The following is a 19,334-nucleotide window of genomic DNA, read 5'->3' on the forward strand; positions in this document are numbered from 1 at the left end:
ATGACGGGGCCGCACCTGCAACATTTCATGGAATCAAGGACGTACTTGCTGATGACTGTTTCGACGTCGTATCGCACCACCTCTTCCCGTCGTTCCTTCCTCCCGTCACCGCTGGCCTCGGCCATTATCGGTTCGCTGCTGATGGCAGCATCGCTGCCGGCGCTGGCGCAGGGTGGCGATGACGAAGTATCCCGTTACCAGTTCCAGCGCAGCCTGCAGGCGTCCTTCGCCGCGCCGTCGCTGTCGACCTTCGCCGCACCGGCGAGCGGCTTCGTGCCGGCCGATGCGGGTCCGGAAATGCCGGTGATGGGCACGCCCGGTGATCTGGCCAGCTGGCGCAGCACTGAGTTCAACAACGACTGGGGCCTGCAGGCCATCAATGCCGACGCGGCCTATGCGCGCGGCCTGACCGGCAAGGGCATCCGCCTGGGCGTGTTCGACAGTGGCGTGGGCCTGGACCATCCGGAGTTCGCCGGGAAGGACCACCGCAGCATCCACCTGGCCGATCTGCTGGCTGATGGTTCGCCCTGCGCCAATACCGCGATCATCGCCGGCCCGGGTGCGTGCTTCTCCACCGATGGCAATACCGTGGCCATCGAAGCGCTGGGCTTCGGTGCCACGCTTGACGATGCCGACATCGATTACCTGATCGCCGCCGGCGCGCCGTATGGCATGACCTACAACTCGCACGGCACCCATGTGGCCGGCACGATGGTGGGCAACCGCGATGGCAGCGGCATGCACGGCGTGGCCTTCGGCGCGGACCTGACCACCGCGCGCCTGTTCTTCAACAGCTACAGCGAGTGGAACCTGGTCGGCAACTACTACATCCCCGGTTCGCCGTTCCCGCAGGTGGGGCCGAGCCCGGAAACCACCGCTGACATGTACGCGCAGATGAACGCCCAGGGCGTTCGCGCGATCAACCACAGCTGGGGCCTGGGCCAGGAACCGGAAACGCTTGAGGACCTGGATGGCCTCTACGACTTCGCCGGCAACGACGATTACTTCGCCGTCTATGCCGATGGCTCGCGCGAGCGCGGCATGGTCCAGGTGTGGGCGGCCGGCAACAACAACGCCAACCCGGCCACCCCGGAACAGGCGCCCATCGCTGGCGTCTACGCCACCCTGCCGCGCAAGTACGCCGATATCGAGGCGTACTGGCTGAGCGTGGTCAATGTCCGCCCGGACGGTGATTCCAGCTACGTGCTGGACGAGTCGTCCAACCGCTGCGGCTACAGTGCCAACTGGTGCCTGGCTGCACCGGGTACCGACATCTATTCCACCGAATACGCCAACCGTGGCCTGACCGGCAGCATCGATCAGGATGCAGACGGCAACGTGGTGCTGGACGTGGTGGCCGATGCCCCTGAGCACACCTACGGCAACAAGACCGGCACGTCCATGGCCGCCCCGCATGTCACCGGCGCGCTGGCCCTGCTGTTCGAGCGCTTCCCGTACCTGGACAGCGCGCAGGTGCGCGACGTGCTGCTGACCACCACCACCGACCTGGGCGCGGCCGGCGTGGACGATGTCTACGGCTGGGGCCTGATGAACCTGGCCAAGGCCATCGAAGGCTACGGCTCGCTGCGCGTGGACACCGACGTGGTGATGAACCAGAAGGCCGGCGGCCTGAAGGTGTGGGAAGGCGATGCGTGGGACGACTGGACCAATGACATCGGTGGCCCGGGCAAGCTGACCAAGAGCGGCGCCGGCTGGCTGCGCCTGAGCGGCAACAACAGCTTCAACGGTGCGGTGGTGCGCGAAGGCGTGCTGGAACTGGATGGCGTCAATACGCTGGCCAGCGCCGTGGACGTGACCGGTGGCAGCTTCCTGCTCAACGGCACCCTGAAGAACACCGCATTGACCACCCTGGGTGGCGTCAGCCGGGTCAACGCCAGCGGCGTGCTGGACGGCTCCAACCTGACCATCATGGGCGGCGTGCTGTCGTTCAACGGCGTGCAGACCGGTGGCCTGACCTTCGTGGGTGAAAAGGGCACGCTGAAGGGCGTCGGCCAGCTGGGCGACACCACCGTGGCCGGCATCATCGCCCCCGGCAACTCGATCGGCACGCTCACCATCAACGGCAACTACGTGCAGACCGCCACCGGCGTGTACCAGGCCGAAGTGGCCCCGGGCAGCCGCAGCGACCAGCTGCATGTCACCGGCACCGCCACCCTCGGCGGCACTCTGGTGGCCCTGCCGGAACCGGGCATCTACTACCTGGGCGAGCAGTTCAACTTCATCCGTGCCGATGGCGGCGTGAGCGGCCAGTTCGCCACCACCGACTTCAGCGCATTCTCGCCGTTCATGCAGTTCAACCTGGTCTACGGTGCAGCGGGTACGCGCATTGAAGTGGCCCGTGGCAACTCGCTGACCACCGCTGCCACCACCGCCAACCAGCGCAGCGTGGCCACCGTGGCCGACGGCCTGGCGGTCGGCCAGGGCCTGCCGCGCCCGCTGACCATGCTGTTCCCGGAACAGGTGGGTGCGGCGCTGGACAGCCTGAGCGGCGAAGTACATGCCGCCACCGCCGCAGCGCTGCTCGAAAGCAGCCGTTACGTGCGTGATGCCGCGCTGTCGCGCCGTGCCGGTGCCACCGCCCCGGGCGCCAGCGAGGGCGATGCCACCGGTCTGTGGGTACAGGCCATCGGCGGCAGCACCACCCTGGACGGCAACAGCAACACCGCCCGCAGCGAGGCCAACAACAACGGCCTGCTGGTCGGCGTGGACCGCGAGTTCGGTGGCTGGCAGGTGGGCCTGCTGGCCGGTACCGGCCGTACCGACCTGAAGCAGCAGCAGGGTCGCCGCGCGCGTTCGAAGATCGACAATACCCACTTCGGTGCGTACGCCAGCCACAACTGGGGCGGTTTCGGCCTGCGTGGCGGCGTGGCGTGGAGCAACCACGATGTGGACAGCACCCGTGAACTGGCCTTCGCCGGTTACAGCGATACGCTGAGCGCCCGCTACGACGCTCGCACCCGCCAGGCCTTCATCGAAGCGGCTTACCGCTTCGGCGGCCGCGAAGCCGGTCTGGAGCCCTACCTGCAGTTGGCCCGCGTTGAGGTGGACACCAAGCACGTCACCGAACACGGTGGCGCGGCAGCCCTGCAGGGCCGGGTGGACGACGCCCGCACCACCGTGGCCACGGCCGGTGTGCGCTTCGACAAGGGCCTGAAGGCCTCGTTCCAGCAGGACAGCTGGCTGCACCTGCGTGGTGCGGTGGGCTACCGCCGGGCCAGCGGTGACCGCGACCCGTCGGCCACCCTGGCCTTCGCCAGCGGCAGCGACGCGTTCGTGGTCAGCGGTGCGCCGATCGCTGACAGCGCCGTGGTGGCCGAACTGGGCCTGTCGGCCTGGCTGACCGAGCGCCAGCAGCTGGAACTGGGCTACAGCGGCCAGTACGGCGATGAAAGCCGCGACCACGGTGCCAACCTGCGCTGGTCGGTGCGCTTCTAAGCACCTCCGGTTCCTTCGGGAACCCCCGGGAGGGCGGCCGCGAGGCCGCCCTTCTTCGTTGTGGCGCGGGTGTGGGCCGGGCGCCGCACGCGTAAAATGGCAGCCCCCACGCCGTACCGGAGGCCCCATGAAGAGCAAGCAGGAAATCGTCGACAACTGGCTGCCACGCTATACCGGCGTGCCCCTGGACCAATTCGGCCAGCACATCCTGCTGACCAACTTCGGCGGCTACCTGCATACCTTTTCCGAGCTGACCGGTGCCCCCATCGTCGGCCTGGACCGGCCGATGGCCAGTGCCACCATCGACGGCATCACCATGATCAACTTCGGCATGGGCAGCCCCAATGCCGCCATCATCATGGACCTGCTGTCGGCGGTGATGCCCAAGGCCGTGCTGTTCCTGGGCAAGTGCGGTGGCCTCAAGCGCAAGAACCAGCTGGGCGACCTGGTGCTGCCCATTGCGGCCATCCGCGGCGAGGGCACCTCCGGCGATTATCTGCCGCCGGAAGTGCCGGCCCTGCCGGCCTTCGCCCTGCAGCGTGCGGTGTCCACGATGATCCGCGACCTGGGCCACGACTACTGGACCGGCACCGTCTACACCACCAACCGCCGGGTTTGGGAACACGACGAGGCCTTCAAGGAGCGGCTGCGGGCGATGCGCTGCATGGCCATCGACATGGAGACGGCTACCGTGTTCGCCGCCGGCTTCGCCAACCACATCCCGGCCGGCGCCCTGCTGCTGGTCTCGGACCAGCCGATGATCCCCGACGGGGTCAAGACCGAGGCCTCCGACGCCAAGGTCAGCTCGCAGTTCGTGGAAAACCATATCCAGATCGGCATCGAGGCGCTTAAGCTTATCGGGCGCAACGGCAAGTCGGTCCGCCACCTGCGCTTCGATGAATGATGACGATGGCCTGGCGCGGCGCGCCGGCCCTGGAGAGCAGGTGATGGACGTTGCCGCGCAAGTGGTGGAATTCTGGAGCGAGGCGGGCCCGGCGAAGTGGTTCGCCCGCGATGATGCGTTCGACGCACGGTTCCGCGGACTGTTCCTGGAGGAACACTACGCGGCGGCCTCGCGCGGCCGCGAACACTGGCTGGGCAGTGCCGAGGGCGCGCTGGCGCTGATGCTGCTGCTGGACCAGTTCCCGCGCAACTGCTTCCGCGGCACCGCCCATTCCTATGCCACCGATGGCCTGGCCCGGCACTACGCCATGCGGGCCATCGAGGAAGGCCTGGACCTGCAGCTGGTGCCCAAGCTGCGCGCCTTCATCTACCTGCCGTTCGAGCATTCCGAGGATCCGTTCGACCAGGACCGCTCGGTGGCGATGTTCGATGTGCTGGGTGACAAGGAGTACCTGCAGTACGCCGAACTGCACCGTGACGTGATCCGCCGCTTCGGCCGCTTCCCGCACCGCAATGCCGTGCTGGGTCGTATTCCGAGCCCGGAGGAACTGGATTACCTGGCCGAAGGCGGCTTCGCAGGCTGACGGCCGCGGGTTTTCCGCCGGTGGGCAACAAAAAACGCCGGCAATTGCCGGCGTTTTTCGTGGTGGGTTCAGAGCCCTTTCCGCAGGAAAGGGCTCTGAACCCGCTGTGGCCGATCAGTACTTCGGCACGCCGTTGTCCACTTCGTCCGACCAGGCGTCGATGCCGCCGGTGACGTTGAAGACCTTGGTGAAGCCCAGGGTGCGGAACTGCTCGGCGGCCTGCGCGCTGCGGCCACCGTGGTGGCACAGGAAGGCCAGGGCGGTGTCCTTGGGCAGGGCTTCCAGCTCGGCACGGCCGTTGCCGTCGAAGCTCTTGAACGGCACGCCCACGGCGGCGATGGCGCGTTCCTCGGCCGGACGCACGTCCACCAGGGTCACGTTGCCGGCACGCACCAGGTCGTCGGCGTCGCGGACGCTGATTTCCTGCACCGGCTTGGGCGCGTTCGGGTTGTCGATGGCCAGACCCTTGCCGCGGATGTCATCGACCCAGTCGATGGTGATGCCGTCGGCGCGGCGCGCGCTGGACAGGTCGAACTGCACGCGCAGGCCGTTGGATTCGGCGGCGATGGCGCCTTCGTCGTGCGGGGCCAGCTGGAAGTTCGGCTGGAAGCGCGCATCGATGGTCAGCTGCAGCGAAGCGCCCGGGGCATCGGCCAGCGCGCCCTTGAGCATTTCCACGGCGGCCGGGGTGACGGTGATGCGCGGCGGGGTGCGGTCCGGCGCGGCCAGGCCCAGCACGCTGCTCAGTTCGCCGCTGGCGGCCATCTGCAGCACGATGTCGCTGCCGCCGACCAGTTCGCCGTCGATGTACAGCTGCGGGATGGTCGGCCAGTCGCCATAGGCCTTGATGCCTTCACGGATTTCCTGGTCGGCCAGCACGTTGACGTGGGCGAAGTCCACGCCCAGGTCCTGCAGGGCGCCCACGGCCTTGGCCGAGAAGCCGCACTGCGGCATCGACGGCTGGCCCTTCATGAACAGCACGACGCGGTTGGCGTTGAGGAGGGTTTCGATGCGCGAACGCAGGGCGGGATCGAGGGACATGTGAGGTCAAGGGTCCGGAAATTCGAATCACCCATTCTACGCCCCATGGCATCATGGGACATGACCAACGCAGCAACATTGCATCGCATCCCGGCCCGCCCCTGGCGCTGGCTGCCCTGGCTGGTGGCGTCGCAGCTTGCCGTGATCCTGGTGTGGGCGATGGCCGGCTGGCACTGGGGCCTGCCGCTGATGGTGGCCTCGCACGCGCTGTTCATGGTGCCGGTGTTCCTGCCCAACAGCCGCTTCTATGCGCCGGTCCTGGACCGCCTGCCCGAGGCCGGCAACAGCGTCTGGCTGACCATCGACGATGGCCCCAGCGCGGAGACCCCGGCCCTGCTGGACCTGCTTGACAGACACCAGGCGCGGGCGACCTTCTTTCTGGTGGGCGAGCGCGCATTGGCGCATCCGGCCCTGGTGGAGGAGATCCTGCGCCGCGGCCACGACCTGGGCAACCACAGCCATACCCACCCGCAGACCCGCTTCTGGCGGCTGGGCCCGGGCGCGATGCGGGCCGAGATCGAAGGCTGCCACCATGCCCTGCAGGCGGTCAGCGGCCGCCCGGTGCGCTGGTACCGCTCGGTGGTGGGCATGACCAACCCGTTCGTGGCACCGGTGCTGAAGGCGCTGGGCCTGGTCCGCGTGGGCTGGACCGCGCGCGGTTACGACGGCGTGGGCTGCACCCCTGACGGCGTGCTGGCGCGCCTGCTGCCGGACCTGCGCCCCGGCGCCATCGTCCTGCTGCATGAAGGCGCCGCGCACGGCCACAACCTGGCCATCATCGAACGCGTGCTGCAGGCGCTGGACGAACGCGGCCTGAAGGCGCAGCTGCCGTCCCTGTAATACGGTAGCGCCCGAGCCTACGCTCGGCTCTACACGGTGGATCGGTGCGCCACCAGCAGCCAGCTGTTGAACGGGGTACGCCCATGCAGCGGCCGTAGGTCCCCCACCTGCAACCCCGCTTCGGCCAGCGTGGCCCGCAGCCGCGCAGGATCCGGGTAATGCCTCGGCCGGGTGCCCATCCAGCCCACCAGCCAGGCCAGGCGGTCGGTCACCCGCGTGGTGCGGTCGCGGCGGTCACCGGTGGCCAGCGGCGTGCGCAGCAGCAGTCTGCCGCCCGGCGCCACCCGCGCGCTGGCAGCTTTCAGAAGCTCCAGCTGCGGCTGTGCGTCCAGGTACTGCAGCACGTCCAGCAGCAGCACATGCCCTGTCTGTGCCGGCAGCGGCGCCTGCACATCCAGGCAATCAAAACGGGCATCGGCCAGGTCGGTACCGGCCCGCTGCGCGCGCTGGATCTTGCCGGCATCCACGTCCACGCCCAAATAGGCCTGGCGGCGGCCACGCTGGCGCAGCACGTGCGCGAACAGGCCCAACCCGCAGCCCAGATCGAGCAGTGGCTGGCCATCATCGGGAAGATGCTGCAGCACGCCGTCGTACAGCGGGTCGCTGCCCAGCTTGCCGCGCGTGTAGTAGTAGTCGCGGCGGCTGCCCCAGGCCTGCGGCGGGCGGAACGCTTCGGCGATCGCCCGCGCCTGTGGGGCATCCAGCGGCGAACAGCTCAGCGGTGTGCCATTCCGTGGCGTGCCATCCATCGTCTCAGTCCGTGTGCTGTAGAAGCTGTGCAGCCATGGGCAGGGCGCGTGCCGCCCACAGCGCGTACATGGCCGCCGAAGGGTGCAGGCCGTCGTCGGCGATCATCGCCGGATCCCCGCCGTGTGCACGGCTGATATCGGTGATGTCGACGAACGCCACGCCACGGTGGGTGCTGATGACTTCGGCGGCGGCGTTGAATTCGTCGGTCTCGATCTCGACGCGGGCGAGGTCATGGCCACTGCCGGCACCGAACGGGGTCGCGCCCCAGTCGGGGAAGGACAGCACCAGCACGCGGCCGGCATCGCCACCGGCGAAGCCGATCGCACGCTCCAGCAGGGCCGCGAACTGCTGGCGGTATTCGTCCAGCGGGCGGCTGCGGTACTGGTTGTTGACGCCGATCAGCAGGCTGACCACATCGAACGGGCCCTGCGGGGCGGCCGCATCGATGCCGGCGTCCAGCTCATCGGTGGTCCAGCCGGTGGTGGCGATGGTCTGCGGGTCGGCAAGATCCACGCCCTGCGCACGCAGCGCTGCGGCCAGCTGGTGCGGCCAGCGGCCTGCAACCGCGACCGCTTCGCCTATGGTGTACGAATCGCCCAGGGCCAGGTAGGACAGCGCCACGCTCAGGCCACCGAACGGCGCGGCTTCAGCGGCACGACCTTGGTGGCATCCTCGGCGCGGCGGGCCAGCACCCGGTCGATGCGGGCGAACACATCGCGCATCACCGAGGCTTCCGGCAACAGGGTCACGCGGAAGTGGTGGCGGTAAGGCACGTTGAAGCTGGAACCGGGCACGACCAGCACGCCTTCGTCGTTCATCAGGTCCAGCGCGAAGTTGTGGTCGTCGAAGCCCCTGGCGGCGGCGCCGACCACCGCCGGGAACGCGTACAGCGCGCCGGCCGGGGCGACCAGCGACAGGTGCTCGCTGGCTTCGCAGGCCTCGATCACCGCGCGGCGGGTTTCATACAGGCGGCCGCCGGGGGCACACAGTCCGGAAATGGTGTCCGGGCCGTTCACTGCCGCGTCGATGGCGTACTGGCCCGGCACGTTGGCGCACAGGCGCAGGGCGCTGAGCAGGTCCAGCGCCGCACGGAACTCGCCCAGGCGCGCATCGTCGCCACTCAGATGGGCCCAGCCCACGCGCCAGCCGCAGGCACGGTGCACCTTGCTCAGGCCACTGAAGGTCAGGCACGGGTGGTCGCCGGCCAGCGGTGCGACCGGCTGGAACACCGCATCGTCGTACAGGATCTGATCGTAGATCTCATCGACCAGCAGCAGCAGGTTGTGGCGGCGGGCGATCTCCACCACGCGCTCCAGCAGTTCGCGCGGGTAGCTGGCGCCGCTGGGGTTGTTCGGGTTGATCAGCACGATGGCGCGGGTGCGCGAGGACACCAGCTTCTCGATCTCGCTCGGGTCCGGCTGGAAGCCGTTCTCGGCGGCGCAGCGGTAATACACCGGGCGACCGTCGTTGAGGATGGCGGCGGCCGACCACAGCGGGTAGTCCGGCGAGGGCACCAGCACTTCGTCGCCGGGGTTCAGCAGCGCACGCAGCGACAGGTCGATCAGCTCGCTGACGCCGTTGCCGACAAACACGCGGTCCGGGTGGGCATCAGGTGCGCCACGGCGTGCATAGGCTGCAGCGATGGCTTCGCGGGCCACCGGCAGGCCCTGCTGGTGGGTATAGGGATCGGTGCGGCCCATGTCATCGGCGATCGCGCGCTGCAGGTGTTCGGGCGCACGGAAGCCGAAGTTGCCGGGGTTGCCGATGTTCAGCTTGATCAGCTTGCGGCCCTGCGCCTCCAGCTCCCGCGCTCGCCGGGCCAGTTCTCCGCGGATTTCGTAGCGCACTTCGGAAAGGCGCTCGCGGATGGCCAGGGGCTTGGGCGAGGGGGTGGACATGGGGCTGGGCCGTCAAATGGCATGGGGATTCCATCCTACCGGAATTGCTGCAGTGCATGGCAAGGCCCCCAGCGCCCGCCGTTGCTGGGCTGGCAGGGCACCGGGCCGGTTAGAATGGCGGCGATGACCCAGACCCCCGATTTCACCGCCCTGCAGACCATCGGCTGGCCCTGGCCGGGCCCGCCGCAGCAGGCCGACTGGCAGGCCGCCATGGCCGCGCACCCGCAGGCCCGCCCGGCGCGGGTGATCGAACAGCACCGCACCCACTACGTGGTGGCCGATGGCCCGGAGGCTTCGATCAAGGCCGAGTCGCTGCCGGAATGGCAGCGCCCGCGCTTCCCCAGCCATGAACGGCCGGCGGTGGGCGACTGGGTGCTGCTGGACGGCATCCGCATCGTCGCGCTGCTGCCGCGGCGTACCGCCATCAAGCGGGGGGCGGCCGGCGAGCATTACCACCAGCAGGTGATCGCGGCCAACATCGATACGGTGTTCATCGTCTGTGGCCTGGATGCCGACTTCAATCCGCGCCGCATCGAGCGCTACCTGCTGCTGGTGGGCGGTGGCGGTGCCGAGCCGGTGGTGGTGCTGACCAAGGCCGACCAGACCGAATACAGCGAAGATGCGCTGGCGGTACTGGAAGAACTGGAGATGCAGGGCATCGCCCTGCACGCGATCAATGGCCTGGATGCCGACAGCGTGTCCGTGCTGGAACCGTGGCTGGGCCCGGGCCGCACGGTGGTGCTGGTCGGCTCGTCGGGTGCCGGCAAATCCACGCTGACCAATACCCTGCTGGGCGAACAGCGGATGAAGACCAATGCGGTGCGCGCCAACGATTCGCGCGGCCGCCACACCACCACCCACCGCGCGCTGATGTCGCTGCCGATGGGCGCGTGCCTGATCGATACGCCGGGCATGCGCGAGCTGAAGCCGACCGGTGAAGAGACGCTGGCCGAAGGTGGTTTCGCCGATATCGAGGCGTTGGCGGCACAGTGCCGCTTCAACGATTGCATGCATCAGCAGGAACCGGGCTGTGCCGTGCGCGCGGCCATCGATGCGGGTGAGATTGAAGAGAGCCGGCTGCAGAACTACTTCAAGCTGAAGGAAGAAGTGGCGGCTGCCGCTGCCAAGCTGGCCGTGCGCCAGGCCGAGACCGCGCAGGAGCGCGGCGGCAGGAAGGGCAAGGGCCAGCAGTTCCGCCCGGCGAGCAAGAACCGCCGGCGGTAGCACAGCAGCCGAGCGTGGGCTCGGCTCTACAGTGGGTCCGCGGCGGACTCATTTCCTGTAGCGCCCGAGCCGATGCTCGGGCGGCGGCGCGCAGCGCCGGACACGGCAGGGCGCTATAGTCCGCCCATGGAAACGACCGCGACGCTGGACCATGACGTGGCCCACCATGCGGCGCTCGACGCGCGACTGGTCGAGGCCGTGGGCGGCATCCGCCTGCTGGGGCTGACCAGTTGGCCGGCAACGGTGCAGGCACCGTTCCTGGACAGCGTGGCGCGCGGCCAGCCGGTGCTGCCGAAGGTGGACTATCCGAAACTGGACTTCAGCGAGGAACGCCGCGCGCTGGCGGCCATCGCCGCGGAGTGTGATCCGAGCCATCCGCTGGGCCATTACGTGCAGCAGTCCGCGCAGAGCTGGGACCTGGCCGCGCAGCTGCTGGAAGGCCTGGGCACCGCCGCGGTGGACCGCTGTTCGGTGCAGCTGTTCGGTGCGCCGGAGCAGCCACTGCCCGGCAATGGCCCCAGCACACGCGAAGCCGCACGCCATTTCATCCAGATCGCCAGCGAACTGGACAGTGAACTGCTGGCGCCGGAAGAACAGGTTCCGGTCTCCGCCATCGCCCTGCAGCTGCAGCTGCAGAACGATCTGGACGGCTTCTTCGAATCGCGCATCATCCAGGTGCAGCTGGACCCGGAACTCGTTTCCAAGGCCGCCGCCGGCCCGACCCGCATCCGCCTGCGCACCAGTGCCCGTTTCAGCGCCTACGACCGCGCGCAGTTGTTCCACCACGAAGCGCTGGTGCATTCGCTGACCGCCTTGAACGGCCGCGAACAACCGGTGCTGCCCAGCCTGGCGCTGTCCTCGCCACGGGTGACCGCCACCCAGGAAGGCCTGGCCACGTTCGCCGAGCAGATCACCGGCAGCATCGACATCGAGCGTCTGAAGCGCATCAGCCTGCGCACCGAAGCCATCGCGATGGCGCGCGAGGGTGCGGACTTCATCGAGGTGTACCGCTACTTCTGCGATGCAGGGCAGAACCCGGAGGAAAGCTTCGCCTCGGCGCAGCGCGTGTTCCGCGGCGTACCGCCGAGCGGTGGCCTGGCCTTCACCAAGGACACGGTGTACCTGCGCGGGCTGGTGTCGGTGCATACCTTCTTCCGCCACATGTTGGCCGAAGATCGCCTGCAGGTCTGCCGCTGGCTGTTTGCCGGCAAGATGAGCCTGACCGACGCGATCGCGTTCGCGCCCCTGTTCGAGAGCGGCGTGTTGAAGCCACCGCGCTGGCTGCCGCACTGGGTCAGCCGGGCGAACGGCCTGGCGGGCATGCTGGCGTTTTCGCTGTTCGCCAACCGCATACGCATGGACCAGCTGGCGCCGGAGTAAAAGGCGTTGGTGGAAACCCCACCGAAAATGATCGCAAAGATCAAAAGCAGAACCAGAACCGGGGTCAGAGCCCGTTGCGCAGCAACCGGACCCACCCCGCCATCCCACGGAATGCAGGCTCTTGCTTCTGAAGTTGCCGGCCAGCGGCCGGCACTACCGCTTCTGCGGGTGCAGGGCGCAGCCCTGCCGACACAACCCCACGAACGAGACGCGCGTCACTGCCCGCAACACCCACGCCACTTCGTAAAAAACATTTCATCTTTCATTCGCATAGTGGCGGCGCGCCGTGCCGAGTCGCGGCGGACTCCCCCCATGCAATGGATCCACATGCAGACCCGACACCTCACGATCGCCGTGGCGATCGCGCTTTCCGCCGCCAGCGCGCATGCCGCTGAAACCACCGATGCCACCGCCGACGCCGCACTCAGCGCGCAGACACTGGACGCCGTCTCGGTGATCGGTCAGGGCGAGACCCGCCAGGTGCAGCGCATCACCACCGTGGACAAGCAGGTGCTGCCGCCGGGCACCAGCGGCCAGAAGATCCTCGACCGCCTGCCGGGCGTGTCGGTGCAGTCCAACGATGCCTTCGGTGCGAACGAAGAATCGCAGACCATCAGCCTGCGCGGTTTCGACAAGAGCCGCCTGGGCTACACGCTCGATGGCATCCCGCTCGGCGACAACAGCTACGGCAACTACAACGGCCTGAGCATCGCCCGCGCACTGATCGCCGAGAACCTCGCCGGTGCTGAACTGTCGCAGGGCATCGGCTCGCTGGGCGTGGCCTCCACCAGCAACCTGGGCGGCACGATCCAGTACTTCTCGATGGACCCGTCCAGCGAATTCGGCGGCCGTACCAGCATCACCGTCGGCGACAACAACCAGCGCCGTGGCTTCCTGCGCGTGGATACCGGCGACATCAACGGCTTCTCCGCCTATGTGTCCGGCGTGCACCAGGACCAGGACATGTGGGCCGCGCCGTACCAGAACCAGACCACGCGCCAGTTCAACGCCAAGGCCGTGTGGAACGTCGGCGACCATCGCTTCGGTGCGTTCGTCGCCACCTCGCGCGCCAGCCAGGCCAACTACGCCTATCTCTCCAAGGACATGCTGGACCGCGGCCTGGGCTGGGACTGGAACATCTACGCGCCGGACTGGGACCGTGCCGTCGCGGCCGCCTGGTGCGCCCCCGGCACGCGTGATCCGGCCAAGTGCGAGTTCAGTGGCGGCGTCAACAGCATCGACGATGCCTACTACCAGAGCCGCGCGCTGCGCGATGACAACCTGTATTCGGTCGACGCCGACCTGCGCCTGGGCGAGCAGGGCCGCCTGAAGCTGGTGGCCTACCACCACGACAACCGTGGCCAGGGCCACTGGTGGGCGCCGGGCCAGCCGTCCTACCCGGGCACCGACCAGATGCTGCCGATCTCCATCCGCAGCACCAACTACACCATCAACCGCGACGGCCTGACCGCCGCGCTGTCGTGGCAGGTGGGCATCCACGAGCTGGAAGCCGGCCTGTGGTACGAGCAGAACGACCACAACGTATCGCGCAATTTCTACTACATCAGTGGCCCGTTCCTGGATGATCTGTACCTGAAGAACCCGGACCGCCTGCTGTTCAACCAGGACTTCGACATCCGCACGCAGCAGTTCTACGTGCAGGACCGCATGCGCTTCCTCGACCAGCGCCTGACCGTGGACGTGGGCCTGAAGAGCCCGAACACGCGCATGCGCGCCACCGCCAAGGGCGGTGTGGAAACCAGCATCGCTTCGGGCACGCTGACCGCCAAGGAATCGGTGCTGCCGCAGGTCGGCGTGGGCTTCAAGCTCAATGCCAACAACGAGCTGTTCGCTTCGTATGCCGAGAACATCGCCGCCTTCGTCGGTGGCGGCAGCGGTGGCCCGCTGCAGGTCTCGCCGGAATCGTTCGCGGCCAGCGCCGGGCTGGAACCGGAAAAGTCCAAGAGCCTGGAAGCCGGCTTCCGTACCTTCGGTGAGAAGTACCAGGCGTCCATCGCCGCCTACAACGTGGCGTTCGATAACCGCCTGCTGTCGCTCAACCCGTGCTCGAGCATCGAAGTCGGCACGCGCCCGGAGTGCGTGACGCGCTTCATCAACGTGGGTTCAGTGAAAAGCCATGGCGCCGAACTGACCTTCATCCTCAAGCCGGTTGATGGGCTGCAGTGGTACAACGCGCTGTCCTGGAACAAGACCACCTACGAGGATGACTACACCTCCGGTGGCGCGACCGTGCCGGTGGCCGGCAAGATCACCGTGGACACGCCGCAGCGCATGGCGTCCAGCGAGATCAGCTGGAACCGCGATGGCTTCTTCGCCAGCCTGCGCGCCAAGTACACCGGCAAGCGCTACTACACCTACACCAACGACCAGTCGGTGGCGGGCGTGACCACCTTCGATGCCGGTGCCGGCTATGACTTCGGCCCGGGCATGGGCCTGCGCAACGTCCGCGTGTCGTTGAACGCGACCAACCTGACCAACAAGCGCTACGCCGGCCAGTTGAGTTCGTTCGCACCGACCGACCCGACCGGCACGCGTTATGCCATCCACGCCAGCGCACCGCGGCAGGTGTTCATGACGGTGGCGGCGGAGTTCTGACCGGGCAGGGCAGTGCATCCACGCGTGGCTTGGATCTACCTGGTCAGTAGATCCACGCCATGCGTGGATGAACGGCAGGGGACCGCTAGACTGCAGGGACCCCTGAGCCACGAGAAGCCTCCCCTTGACCCCCGACGAGTACGACCGCGCCTCCCGCGTGCTGCTGCAGGACTACCTGCTGCAGGCATCTCCCGAGCAGCGCCATATCTACGTCGCCCGCCGCAACTACGATGACAGCCCCGAGCTGCTGGCCTGGCTGGCAGGGCGCAGCGAGCTCGATCGCGCGACGGCCCTGCTGATGTACTGGTCGCTGGGCGCAGCGTGGTTCGCCCAGTACGCCAGCGATGGCGACGTGCCCGAGCATGAGCGCGATGCCTACGCGATCGTCCAGGGCATCGAGCAGCGCTATCTGGCAGGCTTCTATGCCGATCATGGGCTTGCCTTCGATCCATGCAACTGGCCTGGCCCATCGGCGGGCGATCATCCCGGGCTGACGATGCGCCGTGCCGTGCCGGACGCCATGCTGGCCGCCGTCGTCGGCGCGCGGGCGGTCGATCCTTTCGCGGAGGTGATTGACGAAACCTTCGATGACGGCCTGCCATTGGACGTGGCTGCACAACTGCAGGACCTGGCCGCTGCGATGCAGCCTGATCGTGGCCCGGCCCAGGGCGACGACGTGGCCGGCGACGTCGACATCTATGCTGAAGCGGTCCCACCGATGCTGTCGCCGCTGGCGAGGGCATCGGATGCGGGCTGGCCGGTACTTGAGTCGTTCCTTCGCCAGGCATCGCCGCAGCAACGCCATCAGGTGATGCTGTTCGCCGAGGCCAGCTCACTGTCAGATGCGCTGCAGTGGTTGCTGGAACAGCCGACGCTGGCGGCGTCCAGCGCACTGGCGCTCTACTGGAACCTGGGCGCGTCGTGGTACGTCTCCTTCGCCACGATCGAGGATGTGCCGGAGTCGCACCGCTACACTGCTGCCGTGTTGCGACAGATCGAGCAGCGCCTGGCTGAAGGCGCCTACGCGGATGACGGGCTGGGTTTCGACCTGGAGTGGAACCGGCCACGGTTCCCCACACGCTGGCCGGGACGGGAAGTGCTGCGCGCGATTCCCGCCCTGATGTGGCTGCCGCGCCCGGGTCAGATCGTGGAGGAATCGGACGACGTGGATTTCATCACCGGCCTGCCCGATGACATTACCGATGCGCTGGCGAACGCCCGCGGGTAGAAGCAGTAGATCCACGCCATGCGTGGATGGGCACTTCACCCCATGTACAACCCACCATTGACCGGGTAATCGGCACCGGTCACATACGAGGCTTCATCCGAGGCCAACCAGGCCACCAGGCCGGCCACTTCCTCCGGCCGGCCCAGGCGGCGTACCGGCACCGAGGCGGCCAGCCGGTCCAGCACGTCCGGCGGGAAGCTGCTGATGGCCTGGCTGGCGATGTAGCCGGGCGACAAGGTGTTCACGGTGACCCCGCGCGAAGCGACTTCAGCAGCCAGGGCACGGCTGAAACCGTGCATTGCCGCCTTGGCCGTCGCGTAGTTCACCTGGCCGATCTGGCCCTTGTGGGCGCTGACCGAACCGATGTTGACGATGCGGCCCCAGCCGCGCGTGGCCATGCCATCGACCACCTGCTTGGTCAGGTTGAACAACGCGTTGAGGTTGGAGGCGATCACCGCATTCCAGTCCTCCACCGTCATCTGCCGGAACAGCAGATCACGGCTGCCGCCGGAGTTGTTGACCAGCACGTCTACGTCGCCCACTTCGGCGCGCACCTTGGCGAAGGCCGCCGAGGTGGATGACCAGTCGGTGGCGTTGCCTTCGGAGGCGATGAAGTCGAAACCCTGTTCGCGCTGTTCGCGCAGCCAGTTGGCCTTGCGCGGCGAGTTCGGTGCACAGCCGGCCACCACGGTGTGGCCGGAACGGGCCAGGCTCTGGCAGATGGCAGTGCCGACACTGCCCATGCCGCTGGTGACGTAAGCGATTCGAAGCGTCATTGCAGAAGGCTCCTTGGTGTCCGGATCAGGATGCGAAGGGATACAGGCCGAACAGCAGGCCGCCGGCCATCAGCAGCAGCGAGATGGCCACTGCCCACTTCAGGGTGAACTTCTGGTGGTCGGCGAATTCGACCTTGGCCAGGCCCACCAGCAGGTAGGTGGACGGCACCAGCGGGCTGAGCAGGTGCACCGGCTGCCCGGCCAGCGAAGCGCGGGCCATCTCCACCGGGGTGATGCCGTAGTTGCCGGCCGCCTCGGACAGGATGGGCAGTACGCCGAAGTAGAAGGCGTCGTTGGACATGAAGAACGTGAAGGGCATCGACGCCAGCGCGGTGATCACCGCCAGGTACGGGCCCCACGATTCGGGGATGATCGCCAGGAAGCTGTGCGACATCGCCTCGACCATGCCGGTGTTGTTGAGGATGCCGGTGAAGATGCCGGCGGCGAAGATCAGCGCCACCACCGACAGCACGTTGCCGGCGTGGTTGACCACGCGACGGCGCTGCTCGGCCAGGTTCGGGTAGTTGATGACCAGGGCGATGGCGAAGCCAACCATGAACAGCACCGGCATCGGCAGCACGCCGGCGATCAGCGCGCCCATCAGCGCCAGGGTCAGCACCAGGTTCACCCACAGCAGCTTCGGCCGCTTGATGTCCTCGGCGTCTTCCACCGACGGCAGCGCGTTGTTGTCATCGGACACGCTGCTGTCCATCCAGCTGCCCCCCTGCGGCAGAGTCACCACGCCCAGGCGCCGGCGTTCCTTCAGGCCCAGGTACCAGGCCAGCAGCAGCACGCCCGCACAGGCGATCACCATCGACGGGATGAGCGGCACGAACACATCGGCCGGATCCACGTGCAGCGCGGTAGCCGCACGCGCGGTCGGGCCGCCCCACGGGGTCAGGTTCATCACGCCGCCGGCGAGAATGGTCACGCAGGTCATGTTCAGCGCGTTCATGCCCAGCCGCTGGTACAGCGGCAGCATGGCCGAAACGGTGATCATGTAGGTGGTCGAGCCGTCGCCGTCCAGCGAGATCAGCATCGCCAGCACGGCGGTGCCGAGCACGATCTTCATCGGGTCGCCCTTGACGAAGCGCAGGATGACCCGCACCAGCGGATCGAACAGGCCCGCATCGATCATCACGCCGAAGTAGAGGATGGCGAACATCAGCATCACGCCGGTCGGCGCGATCTTCTTGATGCCTTCCAGCATCATTTCGTCGATGTTGGCGCCGAAGCCACCGATCAGCGCGAAGAGGATGGGGATCGTGATCAGTGCGACCAGCGGCGACAGTCGCTTGCTCATGATCAAGTACATGAACGTAATGACCATGCCAAAGCCGAGGATGCTCAGCATCATCTGCAGACTCCTGGAAAACGGGACGTGGGGGAGTGGAAGGGCGCGGGCCGTGGGGCCCGCAGCAGGTGTCCTAGAAATCGAACTGCAGGCGGCCGGTGACCGCGCGCGTGCGGTCCACCGTCACCCCGGCCAGGCGGTCGCGGTTGCGGCTTTCGATCACGTTGAGCATGAAGCGCAGGTTGTCGCGCAGGTACCAGTTGCCGCCCAAGGTCCAGGCTTCGGTGCTGCCGCGGCGCAGGTCCGGCGCACCATCCAGGTGCTGTGCGCCCCACATCTGGTCATAGCGCAGCGCGACTTCGAAGGCACCGGCCTTGTGGCGGATGTCCTTGACCCGCGCGAAGCGGCCGGTCTTGCGGTCGTAGGCCTTGCTTTCGCCGGTGACGAACCAGCTGAGCATGCCGTAGGCGGCCATCACATCACCCCGCTGGGCGCCGTCGTCGAAGGTGGCACCGCTGAACTCACCCTGCCAGGACAGTGGGCCGCGCACCTGCGCGTATTCCAGCGACCACTTGTTGACGTCGGTATCGCGGCCGGCGGAGAAATCGACCAGGGTCAGGCGGCTTTCGTCGGACAGGTGGCCGGCCGGGCGCGGGCGGATCTTCAGGCCCGGGGTCCCGTTGCTACCGGGGTTGTCGTAGGCCTCGCGGGCCAGCGACAGGCCCAGGTGCAGCACGTCGCCGTCGCTGGGCGCGGGCGCCCAGGTGACGCGGCCACCGGCGGCCCGGCCCTTGACCTGCCAGGCGTCGATGCTTTCCAGGCTGTAGACGCTGGCCGCCCAGGTGAAATCCCCCGGATTGGCCTGCCAGGACGCACCCAGGCGGTACAGCGGCGCCAGCGTGGTGCCGGCGTTGCCGCGCTCCAGGAAGCTGCCGTAGTTGGAGCTGGTGCGGTCATCCAGCGAGAAGTACTGCTTGAACTGGCCCACCGTCAGCTTGCCGGCCTTGCCGAAGCTGCGGCTGAGGTAGACGTCCTTGGCCTCGACCCGGTCGCCGGAAAAGTCGGCTTCCATCTTGTAGTCGACCACGAAGAACTTGCCGGATACGTCCAGCCAGGCGCGGCGGATCTCGGTATCGTCCTTGTTGGGCGTGCCGCGGCCGTCATTGTCGAACGTGGCGAAGTCCAGGTGCAGGCGGCCGCCCACCGTGGCGGTGACCGGCCGGTCGTCTTCAGCGAAGGCCGGCGCGGCCAGCGCAGCCAGGGCCATCATGGCGGCGGGGCGCTGCCAGGCAAACTTCAGTTCCACAAACCCTCCCAGGTGCACGCCAGGCGCGCGGCAATCGT

General features: G+C 67.6%; 15 protein-coding genes. 8 read left to right on the plus strand and 7 right to left on the minus strand.

Features of this window, described 5'->3' with window-relative positions:
- Positions 1–51 precede the first annotated feature (51 nt).
- The 3 genes from ACM2ZB_RS18840 to ACM2ZB_RS18850 all read left to right on the plus strand — a co-directional run bounded on the left by ACM2ZB_RS18840 (position 52) and on the right by ACM2ZB_RS18850 (position 4,943).
- Positions 52–3,456 (plus strand): autotransporter domain-containing protein, encoded by a 3,405-nt coding sequence (locus ACM2ZB_RS18840; RefSeq protein ID WP_416056560.1) that lies wholly within the window; start codon positions 52–54, stop codon positions 3,454–3,456.
- Positions 3,457–3,583: 127 nt separating this feature from the next.
- Positions 3,584–4,360, plus strand: coding sequence for an AMP nucleosidase (locus tag ACM2ZB_RS18845; RefSeq protein WP_313441594.1), 777 nt, complete (start codon positions 3,584–3,586; stop codon positions 4,358–4,360).
- 43 nt (positions 4,361–4,403) lie between these two features.
- A complete protein-coding gene (locus tag ACM2ZB_RS18850; protein WP_416058582.1) occupies positions 4,404–4,943 on the plus strand; it encodes a DUF924 family protein in 540 nt (179 codons plus the stop codon).
- 114 nt (positions 4,944–5,057) lie between these two features.
- Here ACM2ZB_RS18850 and grxD read toward each other — a convergent pair whose 3' ends face one another.
- The gene (grxD, locus tag ACM2ZB_RS18855; protein WP_416056561.1) at positions 5,058–5,984 is read right to left on the minus strand and encodes a Grx4 family monothiol glutaredoxin; all 927 of its coding nucleotides are present in this window, start codon (positions 5,982–5,984) and stop codon (positions 5,058–5,060) included.
- A gap of 60 nt (positions 5,985–6,044) precedes the next feature.
- Here grxD and ACM2ZB_RS18860 point away from each other — a divergent pair, with 60 nt between their 5' ends.
- Positions 6,045–6,824 (plus strand): polysaccharide deacetylase family protein, encoded by a 780-nt coding sequence (locus ACM2ZB_RS18860; RefSeq protein ID WP_416056562.1) that lies wholly within the window; start codon positions 6,045–6,047, stop codon positions 6,822–6,824.
- A gap of 29 nt (positions 6,825–6,853) precedes the next feature.
- Here ACM2ZB_RS18860 and ACM2ZB_RS18865 read toward each other — a convergent pair whose 3' ends face one another.
- The 3 genes from ACM2ZB_RS18865 to ACM2ZB_RS18875 are packed head-to-tail and all read right to left on the minus strand — an operon-like array spanning position 6,854 to position 9,472.
- Entirely contained in the window at positions 6,854–7,573 is a 720-nt protein-coding gene (locus tag ACM2ZB_RS18865) for a methyltransferase domain-containing protein (RefSeq protein ID WP_416056563.1), read from the minus strand.
- 4 nt (positions 7,574–7,577) lie between these two features.
- Positions 7,578–8,195 (minus strand): SGNH/GDSL hydrolase family protein, encoded by a 618-nt coding sequence (locus ACM2ZB_RS18870; protein WP_416056564.1) that lies wholly within the window; start codon positions 8,193–8,195, stop codon positions 7,578–7,580.
- Positions 8,196–8,197: 2 nt separating this feature from the next.
- Complete coding sequence (locus ACM2ZB_RS18875) at positions 8,198–9,472, minus strand: pyridoxal phosphate-dependent aminotransferase (protein ID WP_416056565.1); 1,275 nt, start codon at positions 9,470–9,472, stop codon at positions 8,198–8,200.
- 114 nt (positions 9,473–9,586) lie between these two features.
- Here ACM2ZB_RS18875 and rsgA point away from each other — a divergent pair, with 114 nt between their 5' ends.
- The 4 genes from rsgA (at position 9,587) to ACM2ZB_RS18895 (ending at position 15,920) form a co-directional block, all read left to right on the plus strand.
- Positions 9,587–10,696, plus strand: a complete 1,110-nt coding sequence (rsgA, locus tag ACM2ZB_RS18880; protein ID WP_416056566.1) for a ribosome small subunit-dependent GTPase A — start codon at positions 9,587–9,589, stop codon at positions 10,694–10,696.
- A 126-nt stretch (positions 10,697–10,822) separates the two neighbouring features.
- Entirely contained in the window at positions 10,823–12,076 is a 1,254-nt protein-coding gene (locus ACM2ZB_RS18885; RefSeq protein WP_108769959.1) for a flavohemoglobin expression-modulating QEGLA motif protein, read from the plus strand.
- Between the two features lie 327 nt (positions 12,077–12,403).
- Entirely contained in the window at positions 12,404–14,692 is a 2,289-nt protein-coding gene (locus tag ACM2ZB_RS18890; RefSeq protein WP_416056567.1) for a TonB-dependent receptor, read from the plus strand.
- A gap of 124 nt (positions 14,693–14,816) precedes the next feature.
- A complete protein-coding gene (locus ACM2ZB_RS18895; protein ID WP_416056568.1) occupies positions 14,817–15,920 on the plus strand; it encodes a DUF4274 domain-containing protein in 1,104 nt (367 codons plus the stop codon).
- 35 nt (positions 15,921–15,955) lie between these two features.
- Here the strand turns inward: ACM2ZB_RS18895 and phbB are convergent, their stop codons facing one another.
- From phbB to ACM2ZB_RS18910, 3 genes are all read right to left on the minus strand, one after another.
- Entirely contained in the window at positions 15,956–16,696 is a 741-nt protein-coding gene (gene phbB / locus ACM2ZB_RS18900) for an acetoacetyl-CoA reductase (protein WP_416056569.1), read from the minus strand.
- A gap of 25 nt (positions 16,697–16,721) precedes the next feature.
- Positions 16,722–18,050, minus strand: coding sequence for a CitMHS family transporter (locus tag ACM2ZB_RS18905; RefSeq protein WP_313441627.1), 1,329 nt, complete (start codon positions 18,048–18,050; stop codon positions 16,722–16,724).
- Positions 18,051–18,123: 73 nt separating this feature from the next.
- Complete coding sequence (locus ACM2ZB_RS18910; RefSeq protein WP_313441625.1) at positions 18,124–19,260, minus strand: OprO/OprP family phosphate-selective porin; 1,137 nt, start codon at positions 19,258–19,260, stop codon at positions 18,124–18,126.
- Positions 19,261–19,334: the final 74 nt, after the last annotated feature.

Origin of the sequence: Stenotrophomonas maltophilia (assembly GCF_047782825.1) — a bacterium.
Lineage (GTDB): Bacteria > Pseudomonadota > Gammaproteobacteria > Xanthomonadales > Xanthomonadaceae > Stenotrophomonas.

Excerpts from the sequence above, each read along its gene's own strand:
- ACM2ZB_RS18840 (WP_416056560.1), top strand. The coding sequence starts at position 52 with ATGACTGTTTCGACGTCGTATCGCACCACCTCTTCCCGTCGTTCCTTC.
- ACM2ZB_RS18845 (WP_313441594.1), top strand. The coding sequence starts at position 3,584 with ATGAAGAGCAAGCAGGAAATCGTCGACAACTGGCTGCCACGCTATACC.
- ACM2ZB_RS18850 (WP_416058582.1), top strand. The coding sequence starts at position 4,404 with ATGGACGTTGCCGCGCAAGTGGTGGAATTCTGGAGCGAGGCGGGCCCG.
- grxD (WP_416056561.1), bottom strand. The coding sequence starts at position 5,984 with ATGTCCCTCGATCCCGCCCTGCGTTCGCGCATCGAAACCCTCCTCAAC.
- ACM2ZB_RS18860 (WP_416056562.1), top strand. The coding sequence starts at position 6,045 with ATGACCAACGCAGCAACATTGCATCGCATCCCGGCCCGCCCCTGGCGC.
- ACM2ZB_RS18865 (WP_416056563.1), bottom strand. The coding sequence starts at position 7,573 with ATGGATGGCACGCCACGGAATGGCACACCGCTGAGCTGTTCGCCGCTG.
- ACM2ZB_RS18875 (WP_416056565.1), bottom strand. The coding sequence starts at position 9,472 with ATGTCCACCCCCTCGCCCAAGCCCCTGGCCATCCGCGAGCGCCTTTCC.
- rsgA (WP_416056566.1), top strand. The coding sequence starts at position 9,587 with ATGGCGGCGATGACCCAGACCCCCGATTTCACCGCCCTGCAGACCATC.
- ACM2ZB_RS18885 (WP_108769959.1), top strand. The coding sequence starts at position 10,823 with ATGGAAACGACCGCGACGCTGGACCATGACGTGGCCCACCATGCGGCG.
- ACM2ZB_RS18890 (WP_416056567.1), top strand. The coding sequence starts at position 12,404 with ATGCAGACCCGACACCTCACGATCGCCGTGGCGATCGCGCTTTCCGCC.
- phbB (WP_416056569.1), bottom strand. The coding sequence starts at position 16,696 with ATGACGCTTCGAATCGCTTACGTCACCAGCGGCATGGGCAGTGTCGGC.
- ACM2ZB_RS18905 (WP_313441627.1), bottom strand. The coding sequence starts at position 18,050 with ATGCTGAGCATCCTCGGCTTTGGCATGGTCATTACGTTCATGTACTTG.
- ACM2ZB_RS18910 (WP_313441625.1), bottom strand. The coding sequence starts at position 19,260 with ATGATGGCCCTGGCTGCGCTGGCCGCGCCGGCCTTCGCTGAAGACGAC.